This is a genomic window from Methylomonas sp. PHL2-19 (genome assembly GCF_059331595.1).
The window spans coordinates 4958986-4984407 of sequence record NZ_CP196839.1 but is presented as its reverse complement, the minus strand read 5'-3'; the positions used below and the strand labels follow the sequence as shown (position 1 = coordinate 4984407).

The following is a 25422-nucleotide window of genomic DNA, read 5'->3' as shown; positions in this document are numbered from 1 at the left end:
CGACCTCCCGAAAATTCTCTTCACAATAATGACCATCCCAACCGGAGGTCATTATGGAACCCGTTGCCATTCCCCAATCAATCGACGATCCGATCCACATTTTATTGTGGAGCGCCGACGAGATCGTACCCTTCATGGTGAGCATGCTGACCGGCATGTTGATCGATCAGTTCATCCCAGGCTTGGCGCTCGGGTTGATTGCAGTTAAATTTTACCGGCGATTCCGCGATAACCGCCCTGACGGCTATACCTTGCATGCGTTGTATTGGCTGGGCCTGTTGCCCAGTCGCGCACAGACCATTCCCAATCCCTACATCCACAGGTTCCTGCCATGAGATGGTCGGAATTTCTGCAAACCTGGGACGGACACGAGACCGAGAATAGGTTTAGCCGCGTCATCATTATTGGCTTGCTGGTGATTTGCGTGATTACTTCGCTGGCCGCCTGGCGCACCGAACGCAGCATCATTCTGGTGCCACCGAGCTTGACGCAGGAGGTCGAAGTCACCCGCAGCCAAGCGTCCAGCGAGTTCAAAGAGTCCTGGGGCTTGTTCCTGGCCGAATTGCTCGGCAACACCACGCCGGCCAATGCCGACTTCCTAAAAACCGCGGTCGAGCCTTTATTGGCGCCGGATATTTACCGCAGTGTCCTGGATGCCATGAGCGATCAAATCAAGGCCATCAAGATGGACCGGGTCGCGATCAGTTTTACGCCGCGTCATGTCGATTACGAAGCCGAGACCAACAAAGTCTTCGTCAGCGGCGAACTGAAAAGCCAGGGCCCCAGTTCCAAACCGGACGTGAAGCTCCGTACCTACGAATTCATCATCGCCATCAAAAATTATCGTCCCCGGCTGGAATACATCGACGTGTATCCGGATTCCCCCAGAACCCTGGCCCGTTTGAAAGCCACTCAAGGCCAACCGCATGAGGATCAACCATGAAACGGCTCTTTTTTCCTTGGCTACTAGCGACCTTCACCCAGGGCAGTTGGGCCGCTGATGAGTTACCGGTGACCGTATTACCGCCGGTCACCACCGTGGCCGAAGAGTCATCCTCATCGCCATCACAGCCGGTTGCCTCGTCGCAGCCCGACTTAGGCATCGAGTTACCACCGGTCGATGCCAGCATATTGAAAGCCGCCAAACAACAAGCGGCAGCGTCTAACTCAGTTTCAGCCACTTCCATCGGCCCACAGCATATTTCGGTTAAACCCGGCATCAACGAACTGATGCCAATTGCCGTCGGTCACTTGAATCGTCTGGTCACGCCATTCGAGCATCCGGTGGTCACGACCACCAGCCAGGCGACTACCAGTACCAAAGGCAAAATCGTATACGTCGCCACCGCCGACGAAACGCCGGTTACGTTATACATCACCCCCGGCGACAACCAGGACATTGCGCTATCGCTAACCCTGATCCCCAAACGGATTCCGGCACGGGAAATTCATCTCGATCTGGACAAGGACAGCTACCAGTTACTGAACCAATGGCAGCACGCCGATAGCGCAAGTCGATCTTCGAGTCAGCAGGAACAAGCCTACATCAGCCAACTGAAAACCTTGTTTCGGGATTTGGGCTTGCAGAAGACCCCAGCCGGTTATTCGCTACGGGAACCAAAACCGCAGGAACAGATTCGCTGCCTACAAGACCGCGTGCAGATTAAAACCGGCCAAGTTCTGGAAGGTCAGGATCGGCTGATCTTTGTGGGGCTCGCCAAGAATACTGGCGGGGAGATGCTCGAGTTCGACGAACGCAGCTGTGCAACGACGCAGCAGGACATACTGGCCGTATCGGTCTGGCCCAACGTAGTGTTGAAGCCCCAGGAAGCTACCGAGTTATATGTCGTGGTCCGACAATCGCCTGAGGCATCGTCCACCTTGCGGCCTTCGTTACTGAGTGGAGGACAACCCTGATGGCCAGCGTCGAGTCCTGGTGGACACGCTTGAGCCCGACCGCCAAACGCAATCTAGCCGTCGGCAGCATCGGTACCGTGGTTTTGGCCGTCATCATCGCACTGGCCACCGTCACCCCGGAAGTCAGCAAACCGCTGAGTAAACAGGCCACCATCCAACACATCCTGACCGATAGCGATCCCCGTTCGCTAGGCATTGACGGTATTTCCGCGCAATTGCGCGATCTGCTGCAGAAAAACGAGGAACAAGCCCGACGGCTGGCTGCGATTGAGGAACAACAAAAGCGCGAGCAGCAATCCGACGAAATTCGTTTCAAACAATGGACCACCGCCGAACGGGAAGCCTATGAAGCCAAACTCCAGGCCGTCACAGGTGAAGTCGAGTCGTTGAAGAACAAAGCGGCTACACCGACAACGACCGCCACCCCAGGCGACATCAATCAACTCCCATTGGATCCATCAACATTGGGAAGAGCGTCAAACCGCCGCCCAAACAACCCTCCATTCGTCAACGGACAAGACGATCTCAACCGCGTGTTCGAGCAAGCCGCTGTGCCCGGACCGATACCCGGTAATACCGGCGTCTCGGGAGGCCGAGCCAATAGTCAGGGGCCGGCGGCGATGCAGATTCGCGTCATCCAAGAAGGCGCTGAGCAGTCCAATGGTAAAGATAAAGATACCTCGCCAACCAACGCGCATGGCCAATCTCAGCCAGGCCACGCCAACAGCGACGTCTTTATCCCTGCTGGCAGCATTCTGACCGGCGTATTGCTGAATGGTCTAGATGCCCCAACCGGTCGCAAAGCCAAGAAAGAACCCATGCCGGTACTGTTCCGGATCAAGAAGGAAGCTATTTTGCCCAACCGTTTCCACGCCGATGTCCGCGAGTGCTTTTTGCTGGCCGCAGGCTTTGGCGACTTGAGTGCCGAGCGCGCCTACTTTCGCGGTGAGACCTTTTCCTGTGTACGCCAGGATGGTGGGGTGATCGAAGTGCCGATGAATGCCTATGCCACCGGCGAAGACGGCAAAAACGGTGTGCGCGGGCGGGTGGTCTCAAAACAGGGGGCGTTACTCGCCCAATCGATGATGGCGGGTTTCCTGCGCGGCTTTTCCGATGCCTTCGGCCGTAACCAGATCCCTGTGTTGATGACCGGCGGCATAGGCGCGTTATCCGGTACCACCCCGTTCCAAAGCGCTTTTTCCTCCCAGTCAATGGAAGGCGGTGCCTTGACAGGCGCGGGTTATGCGATGGAGCGGCTGTCGCATTTTTACATGGACATGGCCGAGGAAATTTACCCGGTCATCGAAGTCGATGCCACCCGTCAAGTCAACTTCATCGTGCAAAAAGGCACGGCGCTGAAGCTGAAGTCACCGAGTTGATTCCTTAATCCAAACCCCAAGGTCGTTATGACATTACGCCATATTTCTTTATTACTGGCCTCGCTAATCGGACCATCGATTGCCCTGGCAGCCAATCCACCAAAACCGCCGGTGTCGGACATTGCCGCAGGCCTTTTGTCGATCAAGATTGACGGCATGCAGGATTTACCGATCTCGGGCCTCAAGATGGTCAAATCCGGCGATCAAATTGTGTTCATCTCCAGCAACGGCCGCTTTGCCTTTTACGGCGGCAAGCTGATGGACGTCTGGACCCAACAGGAGATTAAGGAGTTGGCGGATATCGACAACATCGCCAACCGCATTGACCTGTCGCGGATGAGGCTAAAGGCTGACGATTTGGGCGCTGTGACCGTCGGCCATGGCAAAGGCCAAGTGCTGGTGTTCATCGATCCGCACTGCCCGTACTGCGGCAAGGTCATGAAAGACCTGCAAGCCTTGCAGGACCAGTACACCTTCAAGCTGGTGATGATCCCCATCCTCGGCCCAGAATCGCAAAACATCGTCGTGCAATTGGCCTGCCAGTTAGGCGCAAGCGATAGCAAAACCAAAGACGCCGTCCGTGACCGACTGTTGAAACAGGATTTCGCTGGTTTGCCAACCGAACCACCCGCTCAGTGCAACAAAGAGCCGCTGCAAAAAGCCGTGGTCACCGCCAAGTTGTTCGATTTGAAGGGCGTGCCGTTTCTGATCGCCCCGGACGGCCGCACCCACAGTGGCGCACCCGAGGTGTTAGCCGATTGGTTGGCCGACAAACCCAAACCGTCGCCCAGTCTGGCAACGACGCCTGCTACAAACGCCAAAAACGCCAACGCACCGGAGAAACAGCCTTGAAACCCATGCACCCAAATTCCCTGATTTTCATCGGTCTGTCACTCATCGTGTTAACCACCGGTTGCGCCACCACCGAATACGGCTGTAAAGGTATGCCGGACGAACCCAGTTGTCTGTCAACGACGCAGGCTTACCAAGTCACCAATACGGCGATAACGGAAGCGCCTCCGGAAAATAACCCCAGTTCGGAGCCAACCTCATCACCGGCAATCGTACCGCCGTTACAACAACCCGTACCTAAAATCGAAGATCCCACGCCGATTCGTACACCATCCCAGGTGATGCGCATCTGGATCGCACCTTGGGAAGATGCCGACGGCGATTTGATGGTGTCCAACTACGTCTACACCGAACTGGAACCTCGGCGCTGGATGATAGGCAAGGCAACTCCGACAGCCAGTTCGTCGTTGATTCCCTTGCAAGTCGAACAACGTCCACCCGAGAAACGGCCGACCGTTGACGCAAGTGATGAAGACAACCCGTCATCCCGACTCGGCAAGCCATTGCCTTGATGGGTCAACCCATTTAACCGCAGGTCCCACACCCCCTGCGAGAGTGAGCGGGCAACCGCTTAAACCCTGCCGGACTAACCGTCCGAGATTCGACGGGCAACCGTCTTTTAACCTGAATGAGGATATTTTTGATGAAAACGTCATATCGAAGCGGGGTCTTGATTGCCCTGGCATCGTTATTTTTTATGCTGATGGCCAATGACGCCATGGCCGGTACCGGCGGTACCGAGTTCAACACCGTCTGGACCTTGCTCACTGGCTGGGTGGAAGGCTTGCTCGGCCGCATTATCGCTATCGTGTTCGTCATCGTCGGCCTGGTCGCCGGTGTCGTGCGCGGCAGCATCATGGGCTTTGTGCTGGGGATTGCCAGTGGTGTCGGCCTGTTTGCGGCACCGACCATTATCACCAACATCGTGACCGCCACGATTTAGGCCTTACCACGATGACCGGTTCAACACTTGATACCGAGACTGCGGCGGGCAACCGCCGCCTTGCTTCATTGGCACACGATAAGCGAACCGTCAGGGTCCAGGATGCCAACGGCCAGCCAATCAACCCCTGCCATCCGGCTAGAGCCCGGCAGTTGAAACGCAACCACCGCGTATCGCTGGTGTGCCGGCATCCCTTTACGATTCGTCTCGATCCGGAATGTCCAGTCGAAGACCTGCTGTTGTTTTCCGAAGAGGATTTCCTGTTATGACCACCGCGCAACGCCCCCGTGCCGACCAACTGTTCCCGGTACTAGCTTATGAGTACGACCATCACCTGTTCTTGATGGCCGATAGCAGCATTGGCTTCGGCTTTCTGTGCCGACCGATGATCGGCGCCGATGCCAGCGTTTCTGCGCGGGTCAACGTTTTACTGAATCAGGACTGGCCGCCCGAAACGCTATTGCAAGTTTCACTGTGGACTTCGCCGGACATCGAAGAGTCGCTGGCCATCATGCAAACGCGGCGTCTGAAACAGCAAAAGCAGACCTATAAAACCATGACCCAAGCCAGTATCGATTTCTTGCGGCGCGGTACAACCAAAGCCCCGGAAGCGATATCGGGAGCACGCTTGCGGCGCAGCCACATTCTGGTCACGGTCAAACTGCCGATGGCCTATCCAAGGCCCAGTGAAACGGAAATCCGTCGTGCCACAGAATTACAACTCGCCACTCAGCAGTCCCTGGCGACGATTGGCTTGTATCCCGAGATTCTGGATGCCGATCAGTATGTGCGAGTGCTAAACACCATCCTTAACTGGAACCCCGATGCCGGCTGGAAAGATCGTGTGGTACCGGAATGCGATCCATCGCAACTGATCCGCGATCAATTGCTGGATTATGACAATGCCTTACAGACAGACGAAAAAGGCGTCTGGCTAGGTTCAAAACGTGTAAAAACCCTGTCCGCCAAACGCACACCCGATCATTTTTATTTCGGCAGCGCCAAGAGTTATCTGGGCGACATTTTGTCCGGCACCCGCGGCATTCGTCAAAACACCTTGCTCAGTTTGACCCTGCATTACCCGGACGCTGAATCGACCCGTACCCACCAGGAAGGTGTGCGGCAATTCATCACCAATCAGGTCAATACGCCGATAGCCCGTTTTCTACCGGTGCTGGTGCAACGCAAACACCATTTCGACGTGTTGTTTGACGCCTACCGTGACGGCGACCGGCCAATCAGGGCCTATTTCGGAGTGTTACTGTTTTGCGACGAACAAGAAGAAGCGGCGGCGGTGTCCAATGCCCGCGTCTATTTTCGAGAGCTGGGTTTTCAGCTCCTGGAAGACAAGTATTTCTGCCTGCCGTTTTTCCTGAACTGTTTGCCCTTTGGTCCCGAGCGTTCGGCGATTGCCGACCTGAAACGCTACCGCACCCTGGCCACCCGCCATGCCATTCCGTTATTACCGCTATTCGGTGATTGGGCCGGCACCGGTACGCCGACATTGAATTTCGTCTCAAGGAACGGTGAGCACATGGCGGTATCGCTGTTTGATAGCACCGGAAATTACAACCTGTGTATCGCCGCAGAATCCGGTAAAGGCAAATCCTTTCTGACCAACGAGATCATCGTCAGCTACCTGACCGAAGGCGCGCAAATCTGGGCCATTGATGTCGGTCGCTCCTATGAAAACCTCTGCGAGGTGCTGGAAGGCGATTTCGTCAAATTCACCCACGGTTCGAGCATTTGCATGAACCCCTTCGAAATCGTGCAGAACTTTGAGGAAGAAGCCGACATGTTAGCCGGATTGGTCAGCCAGATGGCGGCACCGACCGAGAAACTAACCGATTTCCAAACTGCGGGTCTCAAACGGATATTGAAGCAACTCTGGACAGAAAAAGCGCAGGCCATGTCGGTCGACGACATTGCCCGGCAACTCTGCGCTGAAACCGATCAACGTTTAAAAGATGTCGGCGAACAGTTGTTTCCCTTTACTACCCGAGGCGAATACGGTCGCTACTTCAATGGCCGCAACAACGCCAAATTCACCAATGACTTTACCGTCCTGGAACTGGAAGAACTCAAAGGCCGCAAACATCTGCAGCAGGTGGTGTTACTACAACTGATCTACCAAATCCAGCAAGAAATGTATCTCGGTGAACGCAACCGACCGAAGATCGTCATCATCGACGAAGCCTGGGATTTGCTCACCGAAGGCGATGTGGCCAAGTTTATGGAACACGGCTACCGGCGCTTTCGTAAATACGGTGGTGCAGCCGTCACCATCACCCAGTCGGTGAACGACTTATACCGCAATGCCGCCGGCCGCGCCATTGTCGAGAACTCGGCCAATATGTATTTGCTCGGTCAAAAAGCCGAAGTCATCGAAGGTATGAAGCAGGATCGCCGTCTGCCGCTATCGGATGGCGGCTACGAGTTACTAAAAACCGTACATACCTTGCCCGGTGCCTATTCCGAGATTTTCTTCATCACCGAGATGGGTTCCGGTATTGGCCGGCTGATTGTCGATCCGTTCAAACGCATTCTGTTTTCCACCAAACCTGAAGACGTCAACGCCCTGAAGCAGTTGCGTCGGCAAGGCTTGAGCCTGGGTGATGCCATTCAACAACTCATCGACAGTCGCAGCAGCAAACCGAGAGAGACTAGCTATGGATCCTAAATCGCAATGGCTCGGCACCGTTTTCATCGCAGCCTGTCTGGGTGGCATCGGCGGTTGGCTGGCCACACAACAACAATTACAACAACTCTTGGCACGCCTTAATCTGGTCACACCGGTGTTCGTGCTCGATCGCGCCAAGTTGATTCAATCGATTCCGCCCAATGCCAGCCAGGAACACATGGCCAAGATTGTCGAGAATTGGCAGGGTCAGGCCAAGAAACTCAGTGATGCGGGCTATCTGGTGATCGATTCAACGGCGGTGGTGGCTGCTCCGGAGGATGTCTATGTTCGACAAGCCAGACACTAAGGATATGAAGAAGCCTCGGTTCCATTCGCCATCGTCGTACTGTGTCACTCGATTGACTTTAGGCCGCTTCCTAATAAAGGCAATACCGATTCTATTGCTGGTGTTGGCCGTTGAACGCTATATCGGCCAACGCTTTTTGATCGGTGGCGACGACCAGGTAGACCGCTGCCTGCCGGACAAATGGGTGTACCTGATCGACACTTACAACAAAGACATCTGGCGCGGCGATTTGATTGCGTTCCGTGCCGAGCGCATGGCACCCTTTTTCAAGGATGGGCAGATCATCGTCAAAATCGCCGCCGGCGTCACGGGCGATACCATCCATGTTGATCCGCAGCACACCACGATAAACGGCGAACCAGTCATCAATGGTTTGCCGTTGACCGAAAAGCTTAAAAAACCGGCGGCACAATTTAATCGCCATGAAACGATTCCGCCCGCCGCCTATTGGGTGACCGGGCAAACCGACAAAAGCTTCGATTCGCGTTATTGGGGTTATGTCTATGACCATCAAGTGATTGGACGGGCCTATGCGTTGTTTTGATCTTCTCAAAAATCCTTGGCGTCAGTCGGCGGTTTGTTTGCTTTGTTGGTTTGGTGTGCAATCGGCTCAAGCGGAAGACGTCTGGCTACAACGTTCTCAGGCCATTATGCAAGCGTTGGAAAGCCAGCCTCGACCCGACTGGTTGAATGGAAAAGCTGAACAGTTGGGCATCAAGCGTCAGGCTCAACAAGCCTTGGAAGCTTCGCAAGCGATTCGAGCAGAGGCGCTATCGACACGATCGACAACATTGGCAAGCGGTCTGCCGACAACCCCTTCGAATAAACCAGTCACGCTATTGTTTGTGTCCTTCTCGCTGGGTGAGTCCGCGCTGAAAAGCATCTTTGAAGAGGCCGCAGGCCGGGATGATGTGTTGCTAGTGTTTCGCGGTCCCAAACTTGGCCAAAAGCTACCGGCATTGATGGCTGATCTCAAACGCTTGCTGAAAGGCTTCGAGCCGCTGCCCAACATCGTGATCGATCCCACCCGTTTTCAACGCTGGTCGGTTTCATCGGTGCCTGACATCGTCGTCGAACAGGAAGGTAAAGCTCAGTTACACGTTCGAGGTGTTAGCAGTTTGTCCTGGCTAGACGAACAGATCAAAGCCGGCAAACAAGGTGATTTGGGCGCCTTGGGCGATGTTGGCGAAATTACCGAAATCGACTTGCTTGAAGAGATCAAACGCCGGATGGCCGCCATCGACTGGAAACAAAAGCAGCAACAAGCTATCGCTCGGTTTTGGGAACAACAAAAATTCGAAGACTTACCCACGGCTCAGGCGAATCGTGACCGGACAGTGGATCTGACCATCACCGCTCCGCGCGATCTGGCAGCGCCGAACGGTCAGCTAATCATCCGTGCCGGACAAACCGTCAATCCGTTGGACAAAATGCCGTTTAGCTTATGCCTGAAGGTGTTCGATGCCACGGTGCCGGCTCAAGTCGAACTGATTCAGCATCAGTCCTGTCAAGACAAACAGGCCCGCGCGATGTATCTGGCAACGCAATTACCGCGTAAAGACGGTTGGGAGAATCTGAAAAACCTGGAGAAGCTGTTCAAGTCGCCACTGTATCTGCTGACACCGGATGTGCGCAGTCGTTTTCAATTACAGCATGTGCCGGCTATCGTAGAACAATCCGGCAACCGTCTGCTGGTTCATGAACGAAAATTGCCTGCCTCAACAAGAGAACGGTCATGAAGCGATTCATTTTCCCTTGGGTGTTGGGCGGTTTGATAATGCTGACAACCCCGCTTGTTGCCGACACCACCACCCATAGCAATGATCCGTTGTGCTCTGATGCCGAATTGTGGTCCGGCAAGTTGATTACCGATATTTGTTGGAGCTGCTTGTTTCCGATTCGTGCAGCCGGAGCATCGCTGGGCGGTGGTAACGTACCCAGTATCGCCACCGACGAGAAGTTCTGTTTCTGTACCGATCCAATGGGTATTCCGGAACTGGGTATGACCATGGGCTTATGGAATCCGGCCCGGCTGATCGAGATCGTCCGCAATCCCTGGTGCTCGCCGGCACTGGGCGGCCATAAGTTCAGTGCTTCAAATGTGCGCTTGATTGCCACTACCGGCAAGGCCGACTTCGATGCCAGCGAGATGTCGTTTTTCAATTACCACTACTTCGCCTTTCCGCTGACCATTATGCTGGATCTGTTCTGGGATGGTCGCTGCAACAGTGACGGCTACCGGGATTTTGATTTGCTATATGTCTCGGAACTGGACCCGACCTGGAATAGCGACTTATTGGCGTTTTTTACCAGTCCGGAGACGGCGTTGTTTGCCAATCCGGTGGCGATTTCAGCGTGTGTGGCTGATGCGGTAGCGGCAGCCACCGGCAATCCTTTGGATGCGTTGTTCTGGTGTGCTGGGGCCTGGGGGCATATGTATCCCTTATCCGGCATATCGCCGACCAGTTACGGTACCGATCCGCGCATTACCAGTTTATTGGCTACGCGGGCGACAGCGTCCTTGCATCGACGCGGGCTGGCCTGGAAAACCTCGGGCAACGATGCTTTATGCGGCGGCTATATCTATCCCTTCATCCCAAAGTCGCAATACCGGCTATCCATGTTTTATCCGGTCGCGGAAACCGACTCCAATCACGCCATTGGCGAAACCACGTTCAAGTGGGGTGCGGGTCGCACTTATCCTGGGCCGGGTGAAGATCATCTCTACCTGCTGTGGCGTTGGCAGGACTGCTGTGTGGGGCTGTGATGGGCGTTAAGGAGTTATTCGAACCGCAACGTCGGTTTACGCAGACGCTGTCTGCGATTTTGTGCGTAACCATGGCCTGGACGCCGTTTGGCGTGTCCTGGGCGGATGCGATTCAGGCAGCTGGGCGCGATGGTCAACAACTCGGACAGCAAGTTCTGGGCGGTTTTGCGTTTCCGCTCGATACCGGCAACGGTACGCTGACCTTGAATCCGGGAACGGCTCAGGAAAGCGCCATTTCGATTGGCACGCTGTTTCCGGATACGAATAGCACTTCAAGCACGACCAGCGATTTTGCCAATCTCTATGGCAACAATCCCGGCACGCTGGCGGCGGGTCTGGATGCACAGACATCCTTGAACGGCGAAACCAGCTTAACCGGCGAAGCCTATCGCACCTTGATCGATAACGCTCACCAGTCACACCCGAACTTACACGCCGATCCGATCTGGCACAACGGCGATCAGGTGTTTGCCGATTTTACCCCATGGGCACAGTCATTCTCAGATTGCACGACCACGACGACCCAAACCGAAACTCAGCAATCGGTGCGCGTGCCGGATTATCAACTTTGCCTACGACAACCGACGGTACCGCAAAGCTGCACCGCCACCCATCAAGTCAATGTCGAGCCTTTGATCCGCTTCGTCAGTGGTGACGGCGGGTTTTCCAGTTGCGGGCCGGGTTGCATGGATTTGTATGTCGGCCGGGTGGGTGACGATTATTGGGAATCGGATTGCGGGCTGTTTACTTGGCAGGTCAAATACGAGGTCTTGCATCCGGAAGCCATCACCAGCGCCACGCTGGAATACGTCAAATACGATGACCACACACGGGTCTATTACGACAATCAGTTGATCTATACCGGTGCCAGCGGCTGGCTTGGGGATTGCGAGCTTTACACCAGTTGGAACGAATATCCCAACACTGATGTGTTGTATGCCTTCAACAGCAGTGGCATCAAGGTGTTCAAGGAAGAAACCCGAGTTTCCGGACGCGGCGAAGGCTATTCGCGGATTCGGCTGCGCTATGACCTGTCGAAACTGATCACCCAGGACGAATGGAGCTGGAGCGGACCGAATTGTCAAAACTTGGCCAACGCAATTACCGATGGCATTTGTCAGGCTGGCAGCCAATTGAGTTGCACGAACGATCCCGCCAATGCGTCGGGCTGTTACGTCGATCCGACTTCGCAGGTGATGGTCTGCGGCACGGATTTGGCCCAAGCCCCGGTGGCCAGTTCGACCGGGATTCGCAATACTTGCATGAATATTCAAGCCTCAGGAAACTGCGATTTGAATCAATACGGCCAATGCTGGACCGATACCGCCGGCACCCACTGTTTGGAACCACCGGCCAATGGTACGACTACGAGGAATTGTTCGACTTTGGAAAGCCAAGGCTGCTCGTTCATCAAAAGCCAATGTACCAGTGTGTTGGCATCCGGCACCTGCTGGGACAGCGTCGATACTTATGACTGCGGGCAAACGGTGGGCATTCCCGGCATTCAAAGCAATTCCCAACAGCAATGCGCCGGGCAGATTCGCTGCATGGGCGAAGATTGCATTACCGTGAATCGCACCCAGAGTCAGGATTTCAGCAAGGCGGTCGCCTTACTCAACAGCGCTCAGCAAATGGCGATGGACTTGCATTGCGACTACGCCAACGCCGATCTGCAGCAGAAGGATCCGACCACCTGTCAGGTATTCCAGGGTAAACCCGCCAGTTGCAAGATGGTCGGTGGCGCGCTCAGTCTGGTCGATTGCTGCGAAACACCCTCGGGGGCGATGGGGCTGGGACGTTACATTGATTTGCTGATCGCCACCAGTCAGATGGACAGCGCGGTGATGGCCATGGACAGTACCTCGGCGATTCGAGGCGCCTGGGAAACCATGCGTACTCCGTTCACGTTAGCCGGCGATGCCTGGAACAGTTTTCAGACGGATTTTGCCTCGACGGTGAATGACTTGGTCGGTACCGACATGCTCAGTACCAGCGACATTGCCTCACAAGGTTTACTGGACTCGCTGAAAGGCGAATTGATGAAGTCCGTGGCAGAATGGATTGGCCAGACCTTTGGCGAAGCGGCCGGTAACGCCTTGTTCAGTGCCGGTGGCCAGGCGGCCTTCGACTCCGCGGGCAACTTGACCCCGGCGGCCCAATCGGGCGGCGTCGAGTTGGGTGGCGGTGCCGCGGTCGCAGGTGAACTGCTCAGCACCCTGATGACGGCCTATACCGTAGTGATGATCATCATCATGATCATCCAGATCGTCTATTCCTGCGAGGAACCGGAATACGAACTCGCCGCCAAGAAACAACTGAAAGTCTGTACGGATCTGGGCACCTATTGCGAGAGCAAGGTGGCAGGCGTGTGTTGGGTGCGCAAGGAAAGCTACTGCTGCTACAACTCGCCGCTAGCACGCATCCTCAACGAACAAATCAAACCGCAGCTGGGCATGGACTTTGGTACGCCGGAAAGTCCAACTTGTACCGGGATTAAAGTCGCAGATCTGGACCGCGTGGACTGGACTCAGGTCAATTTGGACGAATGGTTGGCAATTCTGGCACAGACCGGGCATTTGCCGTCCACCGCCAATGCCGCGTCCATGCTCAATCTGGATCAACTCACCGGAACCGGCAGCCGACTCAATCCGCAGAAATACGGTGCTGTCTCCAGCGGCCGCCAAGACACCTTAACCCGCACACGAGGCCGGATGACCGACCTGGATGTACCTACGGTCAAACGGCAGTCGGAACTGGAAGGATGGGGAATGGGGCCATAGCCACAAAGCTTCACAGTGAAGATTTTGGGTATTTCAAGTGTCGAGGACATCCCAAATAGTCGCAGCTTCGATGATTGTCGCAAACTGTCCTGCATCAAATCCATAAGGATAGAGATTATCATCGTCAATCTGTTCAAAAACTGAGGATAGTGCATCTCCACAAATCTTTGCAAAGTCATCTTTTATGACAGTGCTAGAACCATGTTTAGTTTTTTCGGTATCGATAGCTTGGTGCAAATCCCGCAATAAATGACGTTCATTTCTAAGCGCAATGATAACTTCCTGAAGCGAGACTTTTAAAAATCCCTCGAAATATTCATGATCATGCTCTATTGAAGTATCGATAATCCAGAAATGTGTTTGGATCTGACTGGGATCTCGCCCAAGTACCAGCGCTGACAATGTCGGATCAGTCGTTAACTCCTTGGCCACCCATGCACTTTTACGTTTTAGTTGAAGAGCCGCTTTACGGAGAGTATTCGTTCTATGCAGCCAGGCATCGTGATGGGTCTTGCGAATGTAGCCAGACTTTATTTCAAAAACAAATAAATGATCATCACGTAAGCAAATTAAATCGATTTCGCCGACTTCTTCACTGGAGTCACGTGGTGGGTTAAGGTTTCCAACCACTTTAAAACCAAATTCTGTAAATGTTTCTGCCAGCCTTTTCTCGATGCGATTGGTTTCCAGATTCAGTTCATCTCGATTTCGTCCCAATCGCCGTAAGTTATTAACAGCGGCAGTTACATTATTTTGAAACGCAAACATCCAAGGAAGCTGGAACAGATAATTGCCAATCTTCAAAATTGGCCTTTCATGTAACTCGGGTTTCAGGGCATGTTCATGCTCACGTAATTGCCGTGATAAGTCTTTAAGATCGTTTGACCAAAAATCGAGAATGGCTTCGGTCATTTGCTTGTTACCGTTTGGGTATTCCTCGCTGGAAGTCCAGTTACAAATTCTGGCAATCTTTGCCTTACGCTCAGCAAAAGTAATCGGAAATCGAATTTCGCCTTCAACCAATCCCGCAAAGGAAAACACCGTCAATGCCGTCAACCAGTCTCCGGCCAGTTCGAATTCACGGCAATAGGGAAGAATGTATCCGTGCTTGTAAAAAGCGTGCATCAATTCGATTGTCAGCAATGTCCGCAATAAATCGACCTTGACGCCGCCCTCGGTTGTGAAATGATCGTCGAGGCCATAAATTTCAGTCAGCTCAAGTTTGGTGCGTATAGCGGATATCCAGGCAAACCGATTACTTTCTTCATTTTCTGGGGTGCCAAAGCGTTCAAAGGCAAGGCCTAGCTTGATAAATTCATCAATCGACCTGAAATGCCAGTACTGATGAAATCGATCAAGTTTCATACCGTTCCGACCCCAGTCATACCCTTCCTGATTTACCCGCGGAAATACAATCAGCTTTTCATTTTCAAAGCGAATGTCGTAATCATCATCGAAACAAAAATTCTCGATGGTTTTACCTACAGATTCATTAAATTGCAGATAGGCGTCAACGAGGCGTTCAAATGTCTCCAGATAGAACAGACATTTTTCGGCAACTCTAGCTGTGGAATGAGATGGAAACAGTAACGAAGCCATATGTTTTCGAAGCGATTCGCCGATGATTCGCTCCGATATAAAAAAATCATTTTGTCCACTGGCTTTTAGCTTTGAAACGAGTATTTGATTGAGGGCATCAGACATTTCCTGAAAGGCATCTCGACTAGCCTCGGCACGATCCTTTTCAAATTGATGAGGCCTCAATTCATGTTGTCCTTGGCTGTAAACAATATGTTTGAATGCGAACAAGCTTGCATAGACCAGCGTTTCTAACGGCGTTAACCGTTTCAACTCGGCTTCAATCAACTTTATCGCGTTCTTAAATCTGCCGTTTTCTTCTTCGAGAATTTCGCACGCTTTAATAAAATCAGATAGGTCCACTGCGTCGCCTAGATCAAGCGCATCGATTTCCTGCCAACGCAATGACTTTGGTGACAAAAACACCTGAGAATAGCGAATGGCTCGCCGGAGTGTTACGGGTGCCGTGACAACTAAGTGTTGCAACCAATTAGGTCTGGTTACTTTGTTTTGCTGAAGATAACGAGCCAAAGCCAGGGCGAAGGCTTCCTCTGCAAAAATATCCTCCGAAGCTTCATCCCAAAATGCGGCCGTCCAAAAATCAAGATCTCGATCAGCAACACTTAAATTTCGCTTCCCGGCTTTGGCCGGCTTTCCATCCAGGTACCGGTGAGTCAATTTGATAATCGCTTCAGTCGCGGATTCACTACTTTCGGTTAAGCGTAGAAATCGATCTTGGTAAAAGTTCGGGACTGGCTCTATCATCATCAGGTTATTACTCTGATCAGGGTTAGGCGGGGAGCATTCTCAGCGACGTATTATCGACCAGCCAATGCTCCTGAACGATGCCTGCCTGATGCAATTTTATCAGCTGCCAACAAGCTTGGATGATGGGATAGCGGGTATCGGATAAAGCCATGCGGCAACCGGCGAGTTGTTTTTCATAGAGTTTATGATTGGCTTTGCCGGAGTCTTTAAAATAACACTCCAACTGCACCAAGTCCGGCGCTATCAAACCGGCAAAGCTTGGAAAAGACTGCGCGATGCTCAGACCTTTCGGATCCATGTCGCCCATTACCCAGACTGGCAATGGGTGTTTCTCGATCAGACTCAATACCGTGCCAGCCTGATACACCTGATCGCCCCGAAATATCACTAGCGGATCGGTCGACTCTGCCAATTCATCCAGCTTCATCGCACTCAACTGATCGAAGCACCGGTAATTTTCAACGATCCAGATACTTTGATGTTCAACGCAGGTGATGCTGTCTAAGGCTATATCGCAATGACTGTTGTCCGGCAGTCGATATGCTTCACCGTTTAACTTGAGCATCCTACCCGGCAAGGGTTTAATGGCTAATCGGCTTTTCTTCACCGATTGCCCCGCTAGTTTTTCATCGAAGGCAAGCGTTAACACCTGCTCGCGCTGCATGGTGGAAAATTCACCCATTCCCACTTGCTGCAGATCAATGCCGGTGATTTTATTAACCAACTCGCGCAATTCCTGTTTATCTGCGCTGGTCAGATGCAGTTTTTTGGCTTGGGTGAGGCCGATATTGTATTCGCGGTGAATGGCCTGCCAGGTTTGATTGAGCGGAAAAATCGCTTGTTCGCTAGTTAATGCGCGGGCAATCACAGTCAGCCAGGTTTTATTCATTTCTCAACCACTTGGTAGCACAATACGATGTCAGAAATCTTCTTATTGCCGGTAAAGCCTGTCCCTTGGCCTACCTCACGCCATTCGACTTGCAGGGACTTATGTTGCTGTTTCAAGCATTCGTTCATCACGCACGCTAACCAGATGGTGGGTTCGATATCGGAGGTAAATACCTGTTGAAATGCCAACGCCGATAAGGGGCGACCGGCTTGCTTCCGGACTTTGGCCATAAAGGCCGCCAGTTGCTGCCGGTATCTAGGAACCTGTAAGGTCTGCTTTTCTGTTGGCGTGAGGTTAATCGAGTTCAAACGCCGCTGCTTTTGTTTGGCTAACAGGGCGTCGCTATCGATACGGATCTTCTGGGCAATCTCGACCAGTTCCTGCTCCACGGCATGATCCAGGGAGTCAGCATGCGCAGATAGCGCTAAAGGCTGGATACGATTCCAGTGTTCCGGAATCTGATCGTGCTCGCTCCAATCGAGCGGCTGGTAATCGGGGTTTTGCCGTAGATAAAACGCAAAGCCCTGCACCAGTTGCGCGCGGACTTCGATTTGCCGTAGTTCGAACAGGAAAATTTTGAGTTTATCGAGAATGTCTTGCAGTCGCTGTTGGTACTTCGGCAAGAGCCTGAGTAATTGCCGTTCCAGCAGTTGATGTAACTCCGGCTGCTCTTCGACATATTCCAGTAAAAATTCAGGCTGCAAGGCGCTGATGGCATTGACCAGTTTTTCTAGGCGGGCAATGTAAAAGCTATTTTGCTTTTGCTTCTCCGCCAGGGTACGAACATTGGCAAAACGGCTGTTGACCAGCATTAACAGGTAACTGGTGTTCTCCTCCAAATTGTCGGCCAAATCAAACACCAGCCGTTGGATTTCCAGCAGATAATGGTCGACATCATCCAGCCTATTTTCCCGCCAGGCATCCTGATACAAACCAATTTGCTGCTCCAGGGTATCGATCCAGCTCGACAGATCGGTATCTAGCCGACGGATCCGGTCGCTGCTCAAAGCACTATCCAGAAACTGGCTCAAGCGACCGGCGATACGAAACCCATCGTCGCCGTGATCGACCAGTACTTTAAATTGTTTGAGTTGATTGAGGGTGCGTTGGTTTTGGCTATCGGAATAAATGGTGCCGTTGAAATAGGCTTTGGCGATCAAGTCGCTATGATTAGCCAGAGCCCTGAACAGCCGTTCCAGGCTTTGTTCGGCCTGACTCAAAACAGACTCTCCTGGGTCACTTCATCTTCATCCTGGGCAATGGGCAATTGCTCATGTTCTTTGATAAATTGCAGCGCTTGATAGAAATAATCCAGCTTGCCGGTTACCTGATAGATCAGCGTATCGCGGTTGGACAGATGCAAATAACCCCATTGATCCAGCGTTTTCAGCAGCTTTTCCAGACGGCTTTTCACGGCATCGTCAGTACAGACAAAATCTTTGAAGCGGCTAAAGGTTTGCAAGCGATCAGCCAAGGCCTGGTTGCTCTCGATGACCTGTAATAGTGCCCCGAAACTCAGCGTATCGCCGGGTGATAAAGCCGTGTCGCGATGCAAACAGGCCATCATCATCTCCAGCCATTCCACCACCGGCTGCAATTCCACCCGAAATTGCTGAAAGATTCGTTGAATATCGCGGCGGGCGCCGGCGTCAATCTGTCGATACGCGGCGTAAAATGCCAGCCCATTCTGAGTCTTACTCAAACGGTATTGCAATTTGCTTAAGAATTCGTCAACTTGTTGTGCATTATCAGTCTGCTGTAAAAAACGAAAGCCGGTTTCGTCGCTGATTTCGCAAATGAACTCGCCTTGCAGCAAGCGCTTTAGTAGCACGTCAAACATCAGCTAGCTCCCTGACCAAGGGAGCCAATTCCATGAGATATGCGTCATCGATTTCCATCTCTACCAATTCACGCTGACCAACCACCTGATAACGGTTTTTGAACAACCGTAGTACGTCCGGATCGGGATCGGGAAAAGCCGACAGCAAGGTGATGTCGTTATTGCTGAGTAACTCCAGCAACACCTCGATATTGACCTGATGCAATTCCTTTAATTCATCCATCGGCCAGATGATGTTCAAGGGTTGGTCCTTGCGGATCATGTTGACCAGAGCAATAAAAAATACGCACAAAATCAGATACGACAGGCCGTGACTGGAAATTTGCTGCAACTCCTCGGCATGGGTTGCGCGTTTGCTACGGCCGTTTTCGCTGACTATGATTTCCAGTTCCAACAAATTGACCAGTTTCATTTCCACCCGACCTTTGCCTGGCATCTGTTCCGCCACCAAGCGCACCATGTCAGCAAAGGCCTCACCGGGCAACCGGCCATCGCCGTTACGGTTCCAGTCATCGTATTGCTTGGTAAAGGCGACGATTTGCGGCCAATAGCCCAAAGTCTGCACTTTTGAGGTCAAGCGCCCCTGGATGCTTTCGATTTTATCGAAACGGATGTTGCTATCGATATGTTTGGCCAACCGTCTTGATAGCGAGTCTATGCCGCGGTCGAAATGTTCCAACGCTTGTTGATAATTCCGGATTACCGCGCCAAACAGATTGGCCTGATTGACTAGTAGACTGCGAAGATCCTGGTGAGCACTGTCGTACCAATTCAAGATTGGCGATAGCCAGGCCGTTTCGTCGCTATCCAGGCCCAGCTCATTTTCCTGACTGGCATAATACTGAGCCGGACCGGTGCCGGGATAACGTGCTAAGGTCTGTTTCAAATGCCTCAGCTTGGCCAGTAGCAGGCGACGCTGGCTTTTATAAGCCTCGTTCAAGCTACGATATTCGTTTTGTAACAAGGCCAAGGTATGCGATTCGTCAAAACTGATGACATTGGCGGCATAACGCGCATAGGGCGTGCAGTCGTCCAGTAATTGTTCCAGAGTCTTCAATTCCTGCGTCAATTTCTCAAGCGATGCGGCCAGCTGATCCATCTCGGCTTTTAATGCTCTGCTGTGCTGTTGATAATGGTGCTTGGCGGCTTCGTACTGTGCCTCGGTTAGCCGGAGTTCTGCAGTTAGTTGGCGAATCGCATTGCTCAGCTGAGGGTAGCCAGACCAATGCAGTTGCTCCCAACGCCGATAATCGCTGACTGTTTCAGCTGCGGCTTTGGCGGCTTGCAACTGTTTTTTCAAAGTATCAATTCGGGTCTCAAGCTGTTGCAAGGCATCGACATCGATTTTTCGGGTTTTCAGACTGTTCAGTCGTTGTTGATCGAGTTCTTGAAGGGCCTGTTGCTCTTGGCTTTTTAGCACTGAAATGTCTTGCCGGATATGCTCGACTTGTTGGCTGGCAACCTGTTTGATTCGGGCGATAACCGCGTCGAGTTCAACAGCCAGCTGCTTTTCCTCGTGTTGCAATTGCCGTTTTAAGCCCTCTAATTGTTGTTTAATATCCGCCAAGGCTTGCTCGACAGCCGTTTTTTCGGCCTGTAACTGTTGCGCGCGCTGGCGTTTGCTGGTTTCAATCTGCAGCTTCAAAGAGCCTAGTTCGCTTTGAATAGCCTTCAAGCCGGTTTGCAGGCGACCCTGCTCGCTTTCAGCTTGTTGGGATTGCTTGCGCAGTTGGGTATCGGTCTTTTTCAAAGCCAACAATTGTTGCTCGACCTGTTCGTCCAAGCCGGCCAACTCGCGTAAGCGGTGTTCATGCTCAGCCAGCACTGTACGGATTTGTTGTTCATCGGCTGCCAAATCCGCCGGCAGCACCTCCAAATTCAGCGACACCCCGTACAATCCTGTCGGATTTCCCATTAACGCCGGCTCAAGGTCGTCGCGCAGCAATAGTTCCGGATTAACCACTTTGGCGATGTCCTGCGCCCAGTCCGGTTGATGCTCACGTAGAAAACGCAGCAAGGTATCAGCTTCGGTATCCAATTGCCGTTTTAATTGATTGATCGCCTCCTCAATGGTTTGTTTCTCAGTCTGAAAACTTGCTTTTTGTTTCAGAGCATCCTCAACAGCCTCTTGATTGGCTTTGATACGTTTGTTGATACCGACGACTTCGGTTTTGGCCTGATCCAATTGCTGTTGCAGACTCTGTTGAAGTTCCAGTTTGGCTTCGCGGGTTTGGATTAGTACCGGATCAGGTTGGATTTGGGCAATTTGTGCATTCAGTGCCCCCAACTTTCCCTGAACTTCGCCGGCCGATCCGTGTAGTTTCTCTTGTTCGCCATTATTCGCGGCTCTCAGTTGTTCTCGGGCCTGGTTATGTTCCGCACGATGTTTGGCCTCATCTTGGCTAGCCTGCGCCTTGGCCTCATCGATCTGCCGCTCGTGCTGGTGACGTTGCTCGGCGTAACCTTTCTCCGTGTCGGCTTTGATCGCTGCGAATTGGGCATTGATGTCCTGAACTTCGGAAGTTAGCTTCTCGTAGTGCTGTTGTTCCCTTGCCAGACTGCCGGCAAAGACAGGCTGTTGCTCGGCCTGACGAATACTCAGCTGTATGTCTTTGGCGTCCCATTCGGCTTTTTCTTTCTCCAGTTGGGTTTTCTGCTTCTCCTGGCTGCTTAGCTCGGCTCTTTGTTGGGCAAGAGCCGATTGCATTTCAAGTTCCTCGGCTTCCCAAGCAGTCTTCAAGGTTGTCAGTGCTTGTTCGGCTTGTGAAAGTTGTTCTTGTTGCCCTTGCTGTTGCTGGCGATAACGCTCCTTCAACAGTAATAGGCGCTTGTAAAGTTCACCGAATCGGCTTTTAAATTGTTCCTGTTCAGCCGCAAGCTCACTGAGTTCTGCGGCCTGTTCCCGCTCGGCTTCGCTGTGTTGGTAGGCCCGGTATTCCTTGTGCCAATCCTCTAATTTATCCATAGAGACATCCAAGGCAATGGAATCGCGGTTCTCGTCGATACAGTTGACCAGCATTTCCCGCAAGTCGGCAAAATCGGTCGAACGTTGCAGCATGCCGGAGACGATTTTTTCGATGTCCTTCAGTCGCCGCCCGGCACTACCCTGACAAAAGCTATAACGGGCAATCAAATTACGCAATTCCTGACCCTTGCTATGCGGCAGGTTTTGAATCACCGTGCGATAGTCGCTACAGGACGTCAGCTGATTGCTGGAATTAATTTGACGTTTGTCCAAGTGCCGTTTCAGATCGCGGCAGGAAATCGGAAAGCAAGAGCCATCCAGTCGAGTTTCCAGAAAATCGTCACGATCAAAGCCCTTATCGACGAAGCGATAGCAAAGACCTTCTTCATTGAGTGAGGCATAGATCACTACCAGGCAAACTTGCTGATCCCGGCGATACTCGAAAATGATGTAAGACGACTCATTGGGCAAATAATGCTTGGCAAAGCTGTCGGTGACTTTACTTCTCGGCACCAATCGCCCAGGTCGTTCGCCAAAAAACAACGGGATCAATCGCAACAAGGTGGTTTTACCAGCACCGTTGACACCGTTCAGGTTGGTGTGCCCCTCCAACCGAACTTCTTGTAACGTGCCCGGTTTATAGGAGTCGATCAAAATCAGCCGAATTAATGCAAAACTTCCCATCCGTTACCTTTTTGACTGTTCAAGTGTTCTTGGTGATAGGCACAATCAAGCCACCATTTGCCGCAAACTCTGCTGCATAGCGGCTTTAAATGCAGGATCATTGGCAAGCAGTTTATACAGCTCCAATTCATTGCGGCGATTCTTGAGTATCACGTCTTCAAATATCTTTTCAAACGCCAGGATCCGGGTATGAACATCGGGGTTGTTTTGGTATTTTTCCTGAAAATCTGGGTGTGCTTTGATACCGTCGGCGATATTGATGAACTTGATGCGCTGCTCTTCGGGTGTTGCACCCCAGCCTTGAAACCAGCGTTCATTAAAGCTACGAATGATTTCATCCAGAGGATCGTGTTCCTCACCACCGCCATGCGTTCCCCGCAGATTGGGGTTTTGCGGCTCCAGCTCGGTTTCGCTGGCATCCAGGCCAATGTGGTGGTTGAGTTTGACCCGCTCCAAACCATAAGACGACAAATCCACCGACTCCAGCAATTCATCAATCTGATCCGCATTGGGGTCTTTCACGATCAGCTTGGGGATTAGAAACTTCAGGAACCAGAACAGTTTTTCCCAAACGACAATTTCATACGGGATGATGGACGCCATTTGTCCATAGATTTTGACAAACTGCTTGGCCTTGATCTTGAAGTCGGCTTTAGCCAGTTCATCCAGCGCCAATTCTTGATTGAACCGGTCTGCCGCCGTATCGATCAGCGGGCTTAGCTGCTGTGCATCGGCATTACTAAAATACAGTTCGACAAACTGCTCAACCTCAAACCACTCATATACCGCCACCTCATCCAGTGCGTCTTTTAACTCATGCAATACATTGACATCCGTGGCTTCTGACAAGCGCGTGGCTGTATAGAAAGGATCGAAGGCCGTTTTAATATCGTCTACCGAATTAAAGAAATCCAGGATGAACAAATCTTCGGTTTTCTTACCCCACTTGGGTGCTGCTCGGTTCAATCGCGACAAGGCTTGCACCGCCAGTACGCCTTGCAATTTTTTATCGACATACATCGCACTGAGCTTGGGCTGATCGAATCCGGTCAAGTATTTGTTAGCGACGATCAACAAGCGGTACTCGTCTTGATCGAAATAATCGCGGGTTTCATTTTCGGCAAAACCATTGATTTGCGCTTCGCTGTACTCGATGCCGTCAACTTCTTTAGTGCCGGAAAAGGCGATGGCGACCTTGAACGGATTGCCGCGGTCCTTCAATAGCTGGCTAATGGCCCGGTAATAACGAATGGCCGCTTCGATATTTTGGGTAATCACCATGCCCTTGGCTTTGCCCTTGAGTTTTTTGCTGTTGACCATCTGCGGGATGAAATGGTCGAGCATGATTTCCGCTTTGATCGCAATAGTCTGCTGATGGCGTTCGACAAAGGCGCGCAGCTTTTTCTGTGCTTTGGCGCTGTCAAATAGCGGATTATCTGTAATCGATTTTTGGATCTCGTAATAGCTTTTATAGGTGGTGTAATTGGCCAACACGTCCAGGATAAAGCCTTCCTCGATCGCCTGTTTCATGGAATACAAATGAAAGGGTTCAAAGCTGCCATCCGGCTGTTTAACGCCGAACTTTTCCAGCGTGGTGTTTTTCGGCGTCGCGGTAAAGGCTAAATACGAGGCATTACCGCGCATTTTCCTGGATTGCATGGCTTGCAGAATTTTGTCCTGCACATCCAGCTCTTCCTCAGCCTGCTCGCTTTTACCCATCGCCCTGTTCATGTTGTCGTGCGCGGAACCACTCTGCGAGCTATGCGCCTCGTCGATGATCACCGCAAAGCGTTTGTCGCTCAGATCGGCGATGCCGTCGATGATAAAGGGAAATTTCTGGATGGTGGTGATGATGATTTTCTTGCCTTGCTCCAAGGCACTTTTCAACTCCGAAGATTTAAACGCCGGGGCGACGATATTTTTGACTTCGGAAAAATCCTTGATGTTTTCGCGCAATTGCTTATCCAACAGGCGGCGGTCGGTGACGACAATCACCGAATCGAACAATGGCTTTTCCAGGTCAACCGCACCTGGCGTATCCAGCTTGGCTGGATAAGCTTCTATCAATTGATACGCTGCCCAGGTAATGGAATTGGATTTACCGGAACCCGCCGAGTGTTGGATCAGATAGGTTTGCCCAACACCGTTTTGACTCGCATGTGCCACCAGTTTGCGCACCACATCCAGTTGATGATAACGTGGGAAAAACAAGTTGCGCTTATCCAGCGGTTCTTTACTGCTGCCATCCAGTCGCACAAAATGTTGAATGATATTGGCGACGCTCTCCTTGCTAAACACGGCTTGCCATAAGTAGGCGCTTTTGTGGCCATTGGGATTGGGCGGATTGCCGGCGCCGTGGTTATGGCCTTTGTTGAACGGCAAAAAGAAGGTGTGCGGCCCTGCCAGTTTGGTGGTCATGTAGATTTCATCGGTATCCACTGCCATATGCACCAGGCAGCGACCAAATTGCAGCAAAGGCTGATTGATGTCGCGATCTTCGCGGTATTGTTTCTGGCCGCGATAACGCGCGGTTTGGCCGGTCCAGGGATTTTTCAGCTCCAGCGTGGCAAACGGCAGACCGTTGATGAACAACACCAGATCGATTTCTTCCAGGGTATTGCTCAGTGAATAGCGCACTTGGCGAGTGCTGCTGAAAATGTTGTCGGCGAAGTTTTGCTTCACCTTGTCGGAACTGCTGGCCAGCGGTGCCGGATACATCAGGTGCAAAGTGGCATCGTCGACGCTCAAGCCTTTTTTCAGCAAATGCAACAGGCCGTATTTTTTGATCAGCTTATCGAACCGCTCCAGCACTTTAAGCTGCCAGTCGCCGCCGTGCTTTTGCAACTTTTCCAGCTCTTCATGCTGGGTGTGCTCCAGAAACGCCCAAAAGCGTTTGCTGTCGATGGCATATCGGGCATTGAAATCGTGCGGCAAGCCGAGTTGGTAACCGTGGCTGGGGCTGAACGGCAGATCGCCCATTTCAGCAACACCCTTTTGGGCTTCCAGACAGGTGCCGGTCAGCTGTTTTTCGATGGCGATTTCCAGTTCTTTCTCGGAGGTTTTGCTGACCATC

The 25422-nt window shown here is 52.2% G+C and carries 20 protein-coding genes; 14 read left to right on the top strand and 6 right to left on the bottom strand.

What is annotated here, in order from left to right; genetic code table 11:
* The first annotated feature begins 53 nt into the window (after positions 1-53).
* The 14 genes from traL to traN all read left to right on the top strand — a co-directional run bounded on the left by traL (position 54) and on the right by traN (position 13625).
* On the top strand, positions 54-335 hold the full coding sequence (gene traL, locus ACR02O_RS22965; RefSeq protein ID WP_494522489.1) for a type IV conjugative transfer system protein TraL: 282 nt from the start codon (positions 54-56) through the stop codon (positions 333-335).
* The gene (locus ACR02O_RS22960; RefSeq protein WP_494522488.1) at positions 332-943 is read left to right on the top strand and encodes a TraE/TraK family type IV conjugative transfer system protein; all 612 of its coding nucleotides are present in this window, start codon (positions 332-334) and stop codon (positions 941-943) included. Before traL ends, ACR02O_RS22960 begins: the two co-directional genes overlap by 4 nt.
* Positions 940-1917 (top strand): TraK protein, encoded by a 978-nt coding sequence (locus tag ACR02O_RS22955; protein WP_494522487.1) that lies wholly within the window; start codon positions 940-942, stop codon positions 1915-1917. The genes ACR02O_RS22960 and ACR02O_RS22955 overlap by 4 nt, the downstream gene beginning before the upstream one ends.
* Complete coding sequence (locus ACR02O_RS22950; RefSeq protein WP_494522486.1) at positions 1917-3296, top strand: TraB/VirB10 family protein; 1380 nt, start codon at positions 1917-1919, stop codon at positions 3294-3296. The genes ACR02O_RS22955 and ACR02O_RS22950 overlap by 1 nt, the downstream gene beginning before the upstream one ends.
* Positions 3297-3323: 27 nt before the next feature.
* Positions 3324-4148, top strand: coding sequence for a DsbC family protein (locus ACR02O_RS22945; protein WP_494522485.1), 825 nt, complete (start codon positions 3324-3326; stop codon positions 4146-4148).
* Positions 4149-4153: 5 nt separating this feature from the next.
* Entirely contained in the window at positions 4154-4660 is a 507-nt protein-coding gene (locus ACR02O_RS22940; protein ID WP_494523480.1) for a TraV family lipoprotein, read from the top strand.
* Between the two features lie 131 nt (positions 4661-4791).
* The gene (gene traA / locus ACR02O_RS22935) at positions 4792-5091 is read left to right on the top strand and encodes a TraA family conjugative transfer protein (RefSeq protein ID WP_494522484.1); all 300 of its coding nucleotides are present in this window, start codon (positions 4792-4794) and stop codon (positions 5089-5091) included.
* 11 nt (positions 5092-5102) lie between these two features.
* Positions 5103-5360, top strand: coding sequence for an RRXRR domain-containing protein (locus tag ACR02O_RS22930; RefSeq protein ID WP_494522483.1), 258 nt, complete (start codon positions 5103-5105; stop codon positions 5358-5360).
* The gene (traC, locus tag ACR02O_RS22925) at positions 5357-7771 is read left to right on the top strand and encodes a type IV secretion system protein TraC (RefSeq protein WP_494522482.1); all 2415 of its coding nucleotides are present in this window, start codon (positions 5357-5359) and stop codon (positions 7769-7771) included. Before ACR02O_RS22930 ends, traC begins: the two co-directional genes overlap by 4 nt.
* Positions 7761-8078 carry a hypothetical protein gene (locus tag ACR02O_RS22920; RefSeq protein ID WP_494522481.1) on the top strand — a complete coding sequence of 106 codons (318 nt, stop codon included), beginning with the start codon at positions 7761-7763 and terminating at the stop codon, positions 8076-8078. Before traC ends, ACR02O_RS22920 begins: the two co-directional genes overlap by 11 nt.
* A 4-nt stretch (positions 8079-8082) precedes the next feature.
* Positions 8083-8622 (top strand): signal peptidase I, encoded by a 540-nt coding sequence (gene lepB, locus ACR02O_RS22915; protein ID WP_494522480.1) that lies wholly within the window; start codon positions 8083-8085, stop codon positions 8620-8622.
* Positions 8609-9817 (top strand): TrbC family F-type conjugative pilus assembly protein, encoded by a 1209-nt coding sequence (locus tag ACR02O_RS22910; protein WP_494522479.1) that lies wholly within the window; start codon positions 8609-8611, stop codon positions 9815-9817. The genes lepB and ACR02O_RS22910 overlap by 14 nt, the downstream gene beginning before the upstream one ends.
* Positions 9814-10845, top strand: a complete 1032-nt coding sequence (locus tag ACR02O_RS22905) for a TraU family protein (RefSeq protein WP_494522478.1) — start codon at positions 9814-9816, stop codon at positions 10843-10845. The genes ACR02O_RS22910 and ACR02O_RS22905 overlap by 4 nt, the downstream gene beginning before the upstream one ends.
* Entirely contained in the window at positions 10812-13625 is a 2814-nt protein-coding gene (traN, locus tag ACR02O_RS22900) for a conjugal transfer mating pair stabilization protein TraN (RefSeq protein WP_494522477.1), read from the top strand. Before ACR02O_RS22905 ends, traN begins: the two co-directional genes overlap by 34 nt.
* 33 nt (positions 13626-13658) lie before the next feature.
* Here traN and ACR02O_RS22895 read toward each other — a convergent pair whose 3' ends face one another.
* From ACR02O_RS22895 to ACR02O_RS22870, 6 genes are read right to left on the bottom strand one after another with little or no spacing between them, the layout of a single operon-like run.
* A complete protein-coding gene (locus ACR02O_RS22895) occupies positions 13659-15971 on the bottom strand; it encodes a nuclease-related domain-containing protein (protein ID WP_494522476.1) in 2313 nt (770 codons plus the stop codon).
* A 22-nt stretch (positions 15972-15993) separates the two neighbouring features.
* A complete protein-coding gene (locus ACR02O_RS22890; protein ID WP_494522475.1) occupies positions 15994-16860 on the bottom strand; it encodes a DUF7281 domain-containing protein in 867 nt (288 codons plus the stop codon).
* Entirely contained in the window at positions 16857-18080 is a 1224-nt protein-coding gene (locus tag ACR02O_RS22885; RefSeq protein WP_494522474.1) for a hypothetical protein, read from the bottom strand. The genes ACR02O_RS22890 and ACR02O_RS22885 overlap by 4 nt, the downstream gene beginning before the upstream one ends.
* Positions 18077-18700 carry a condensin complex protein MksE gene (locus ACR02O_RS22880; RefSeq protein ID WP_494522473.1) on the bottom strand — a complete coding sequence of 208 codons (624 nt, stop codon included), beginning with the start codon at positions 18698-18700 and terminating at the stop codon, positions 18077-18079. Before ACR02O_RS22880 ends, ACR02O_RS22885 begins: the two co-directional genes overlap by 4 nt.
* Positions 18693-22349 carry an ATP-binding protein gene (locus ACR02O_RS22875; protein WP_494522472.1) on the bottom strand — a complete coding sequence of 1219 codons (3657 nt, stop codon included), beginning with the start codon at positions 22347-22349 and terminating at the stop codon, positions 18693-18695. The genes ACR02O_RS22880 and ACR02O_RS22875 overlap by 8 nt, the downstream gene beginning before the upstream one ends.
* Positions 22350-22394: 45 nt before the next feature.
* Complete coding sequence (locus tag ACR02O_RS22870; protein WP_494522471.1) at positions 22395-25421, bottom strand: type I restriction endonuclease subunit R; 3027 nt, start codon at positions 25419-25421, stop codon at positions 22395-22397.
* Position 25422: the final 1 nt, after the last annotated feature.

What these genes read in the sequence shown, in the direction of transcription:
- ACR02O_RS22955 (WP_494522487.1), top strand. Translation starts at nt 940, where the DNA reads ATGAAACGGCTCTTTTTTCCTTGGCTACTAGCGACCTTCACCCAGGGC.
- ACR02O_RS22905 (WP_494522478.1), top strand. Translation starts at nt 9,814, where the DNA reads ATGAAGCGATTCATTTTCCCTTGGGTGTTGGGCGGTTTGATAATGCTG.
- ACR02O_RS22875 (WP_494522472.1), bottom strand. Translation starts at nt 22,349, where the DNA reads ATGGGAAGTTTTGCATTAATTCGGCTGATTTTGATCGACTCCTATAAA.
- traC (WP_494522482.1), top strand. Translation starts at nt 5,357, where the DNA reads ATGACCACCGCGCAACGCCCCCGTGCCGACCAACTGTTCCCGGTACTA.
- ACR02O_RS22940 (WP_494523480.1), top strand. Translation starts at nt 4,154, where the DNA reads ATGCACCCAAATTCCCTGATTTTCATCGGTCTGTCACTCATCGTGTTA.
- ACR02O_RS22930 (WP_494522483.1), top strand. Translation starts at nt 5,103, where the DNA reads ATGACCGGTTCAACACTTGATACCGAGACTGCGGCGGGCAACCGCCGC.
- traA (WP_494522484.1), top strand. Translation starts at nt 4,792, where the DNA reads ATGAAAACGTCATATCGAAGCGGGGTCTTGATTGCCCTGGCATCGTTA.
- ACR02O_RS22895 (WP_494522476.1), bottom strand. Translation starts at nt 15,971, where the DNA reads ATGATGATAGAGCCAGTCCCGAACTTTTACCAAGATCGATTTCTACGC.
- ACR02O_RS22945 (WP_494522485.1), top strand. Translation starts at nt 3,324, where the DNA reads ATGACATTACGCCATATTTCTTTATTACTGGCCTCGCTAATCGGACCA.
- ACR02O_RS22890 (WP_494522475.1), bottom strand. Translation starts at nt 16,860, where the DNA reads ATGAATAAAACCTGGCTGACTGTGATTGCCCGCGCATTAACTAGCGAA.
- ACR02O_RS22880 (WP_494522473.1), bottom strand. Translation starts at nt 18,700, where the DNA reads ATGTTTGACGTGCTACTAAAGCGCTTGCTGCAAGGCGAGTTCATTTGC.
- traL (WP_494522489.1), top strand. Translation starts at nt 54, where the DNA reads ATGGAACCCGTTGCCATTCCCCAATCAATCGACGATCCGATCCACATT.
- ACR02O_RS22960 (WP_494522488.1), top strand. Translation starts at nt 332, where the DNA reads ATGAGATGGTCGGAATTTCTGCAAACCTGGGACGGACACGAGACCGAG.
- ACR02O_RS22950 (WP_494522486.1), top strand. Translation starts at nt 1,917, where the DNA reads ATGGCCAGCGTCGAGTCCTGGTGGACACGCTTGAGCCCGACCGCCAAA.
- ACR02O_RS22910 (WP_494522479.1), top strand. Translation starts at nt 8,609, where the DNA reads ATGCGTTGTTTTGATCTTCTCAAAAATCCTTGGCGTCAGTCGGCGGTT.
- lepB (WP_494522480.1), top strand. Translation starts at nt 8,083, where the DNA reads ATGAAGAAGCCTCGGTTCCATTCGCCATCGTCGTACTGTGTCACTCGA.
- ACR02O_RS22920 (WP_494522481.1), top strand. Translation starts at nt 7,761, where the DNA reads ATGGATCCTAAATCGCAATGGCTCGGCACCGTTTTCATCGCAGCCTGT.
- ACR02O_RS22870 (WP_494522471.1), bottom strand. Translation starts at nt 25,421, where the DNA reads ATGGTCAGCAAAACCTCCGAGAAAGAACTGGAAATCGCCATCGAAAAA.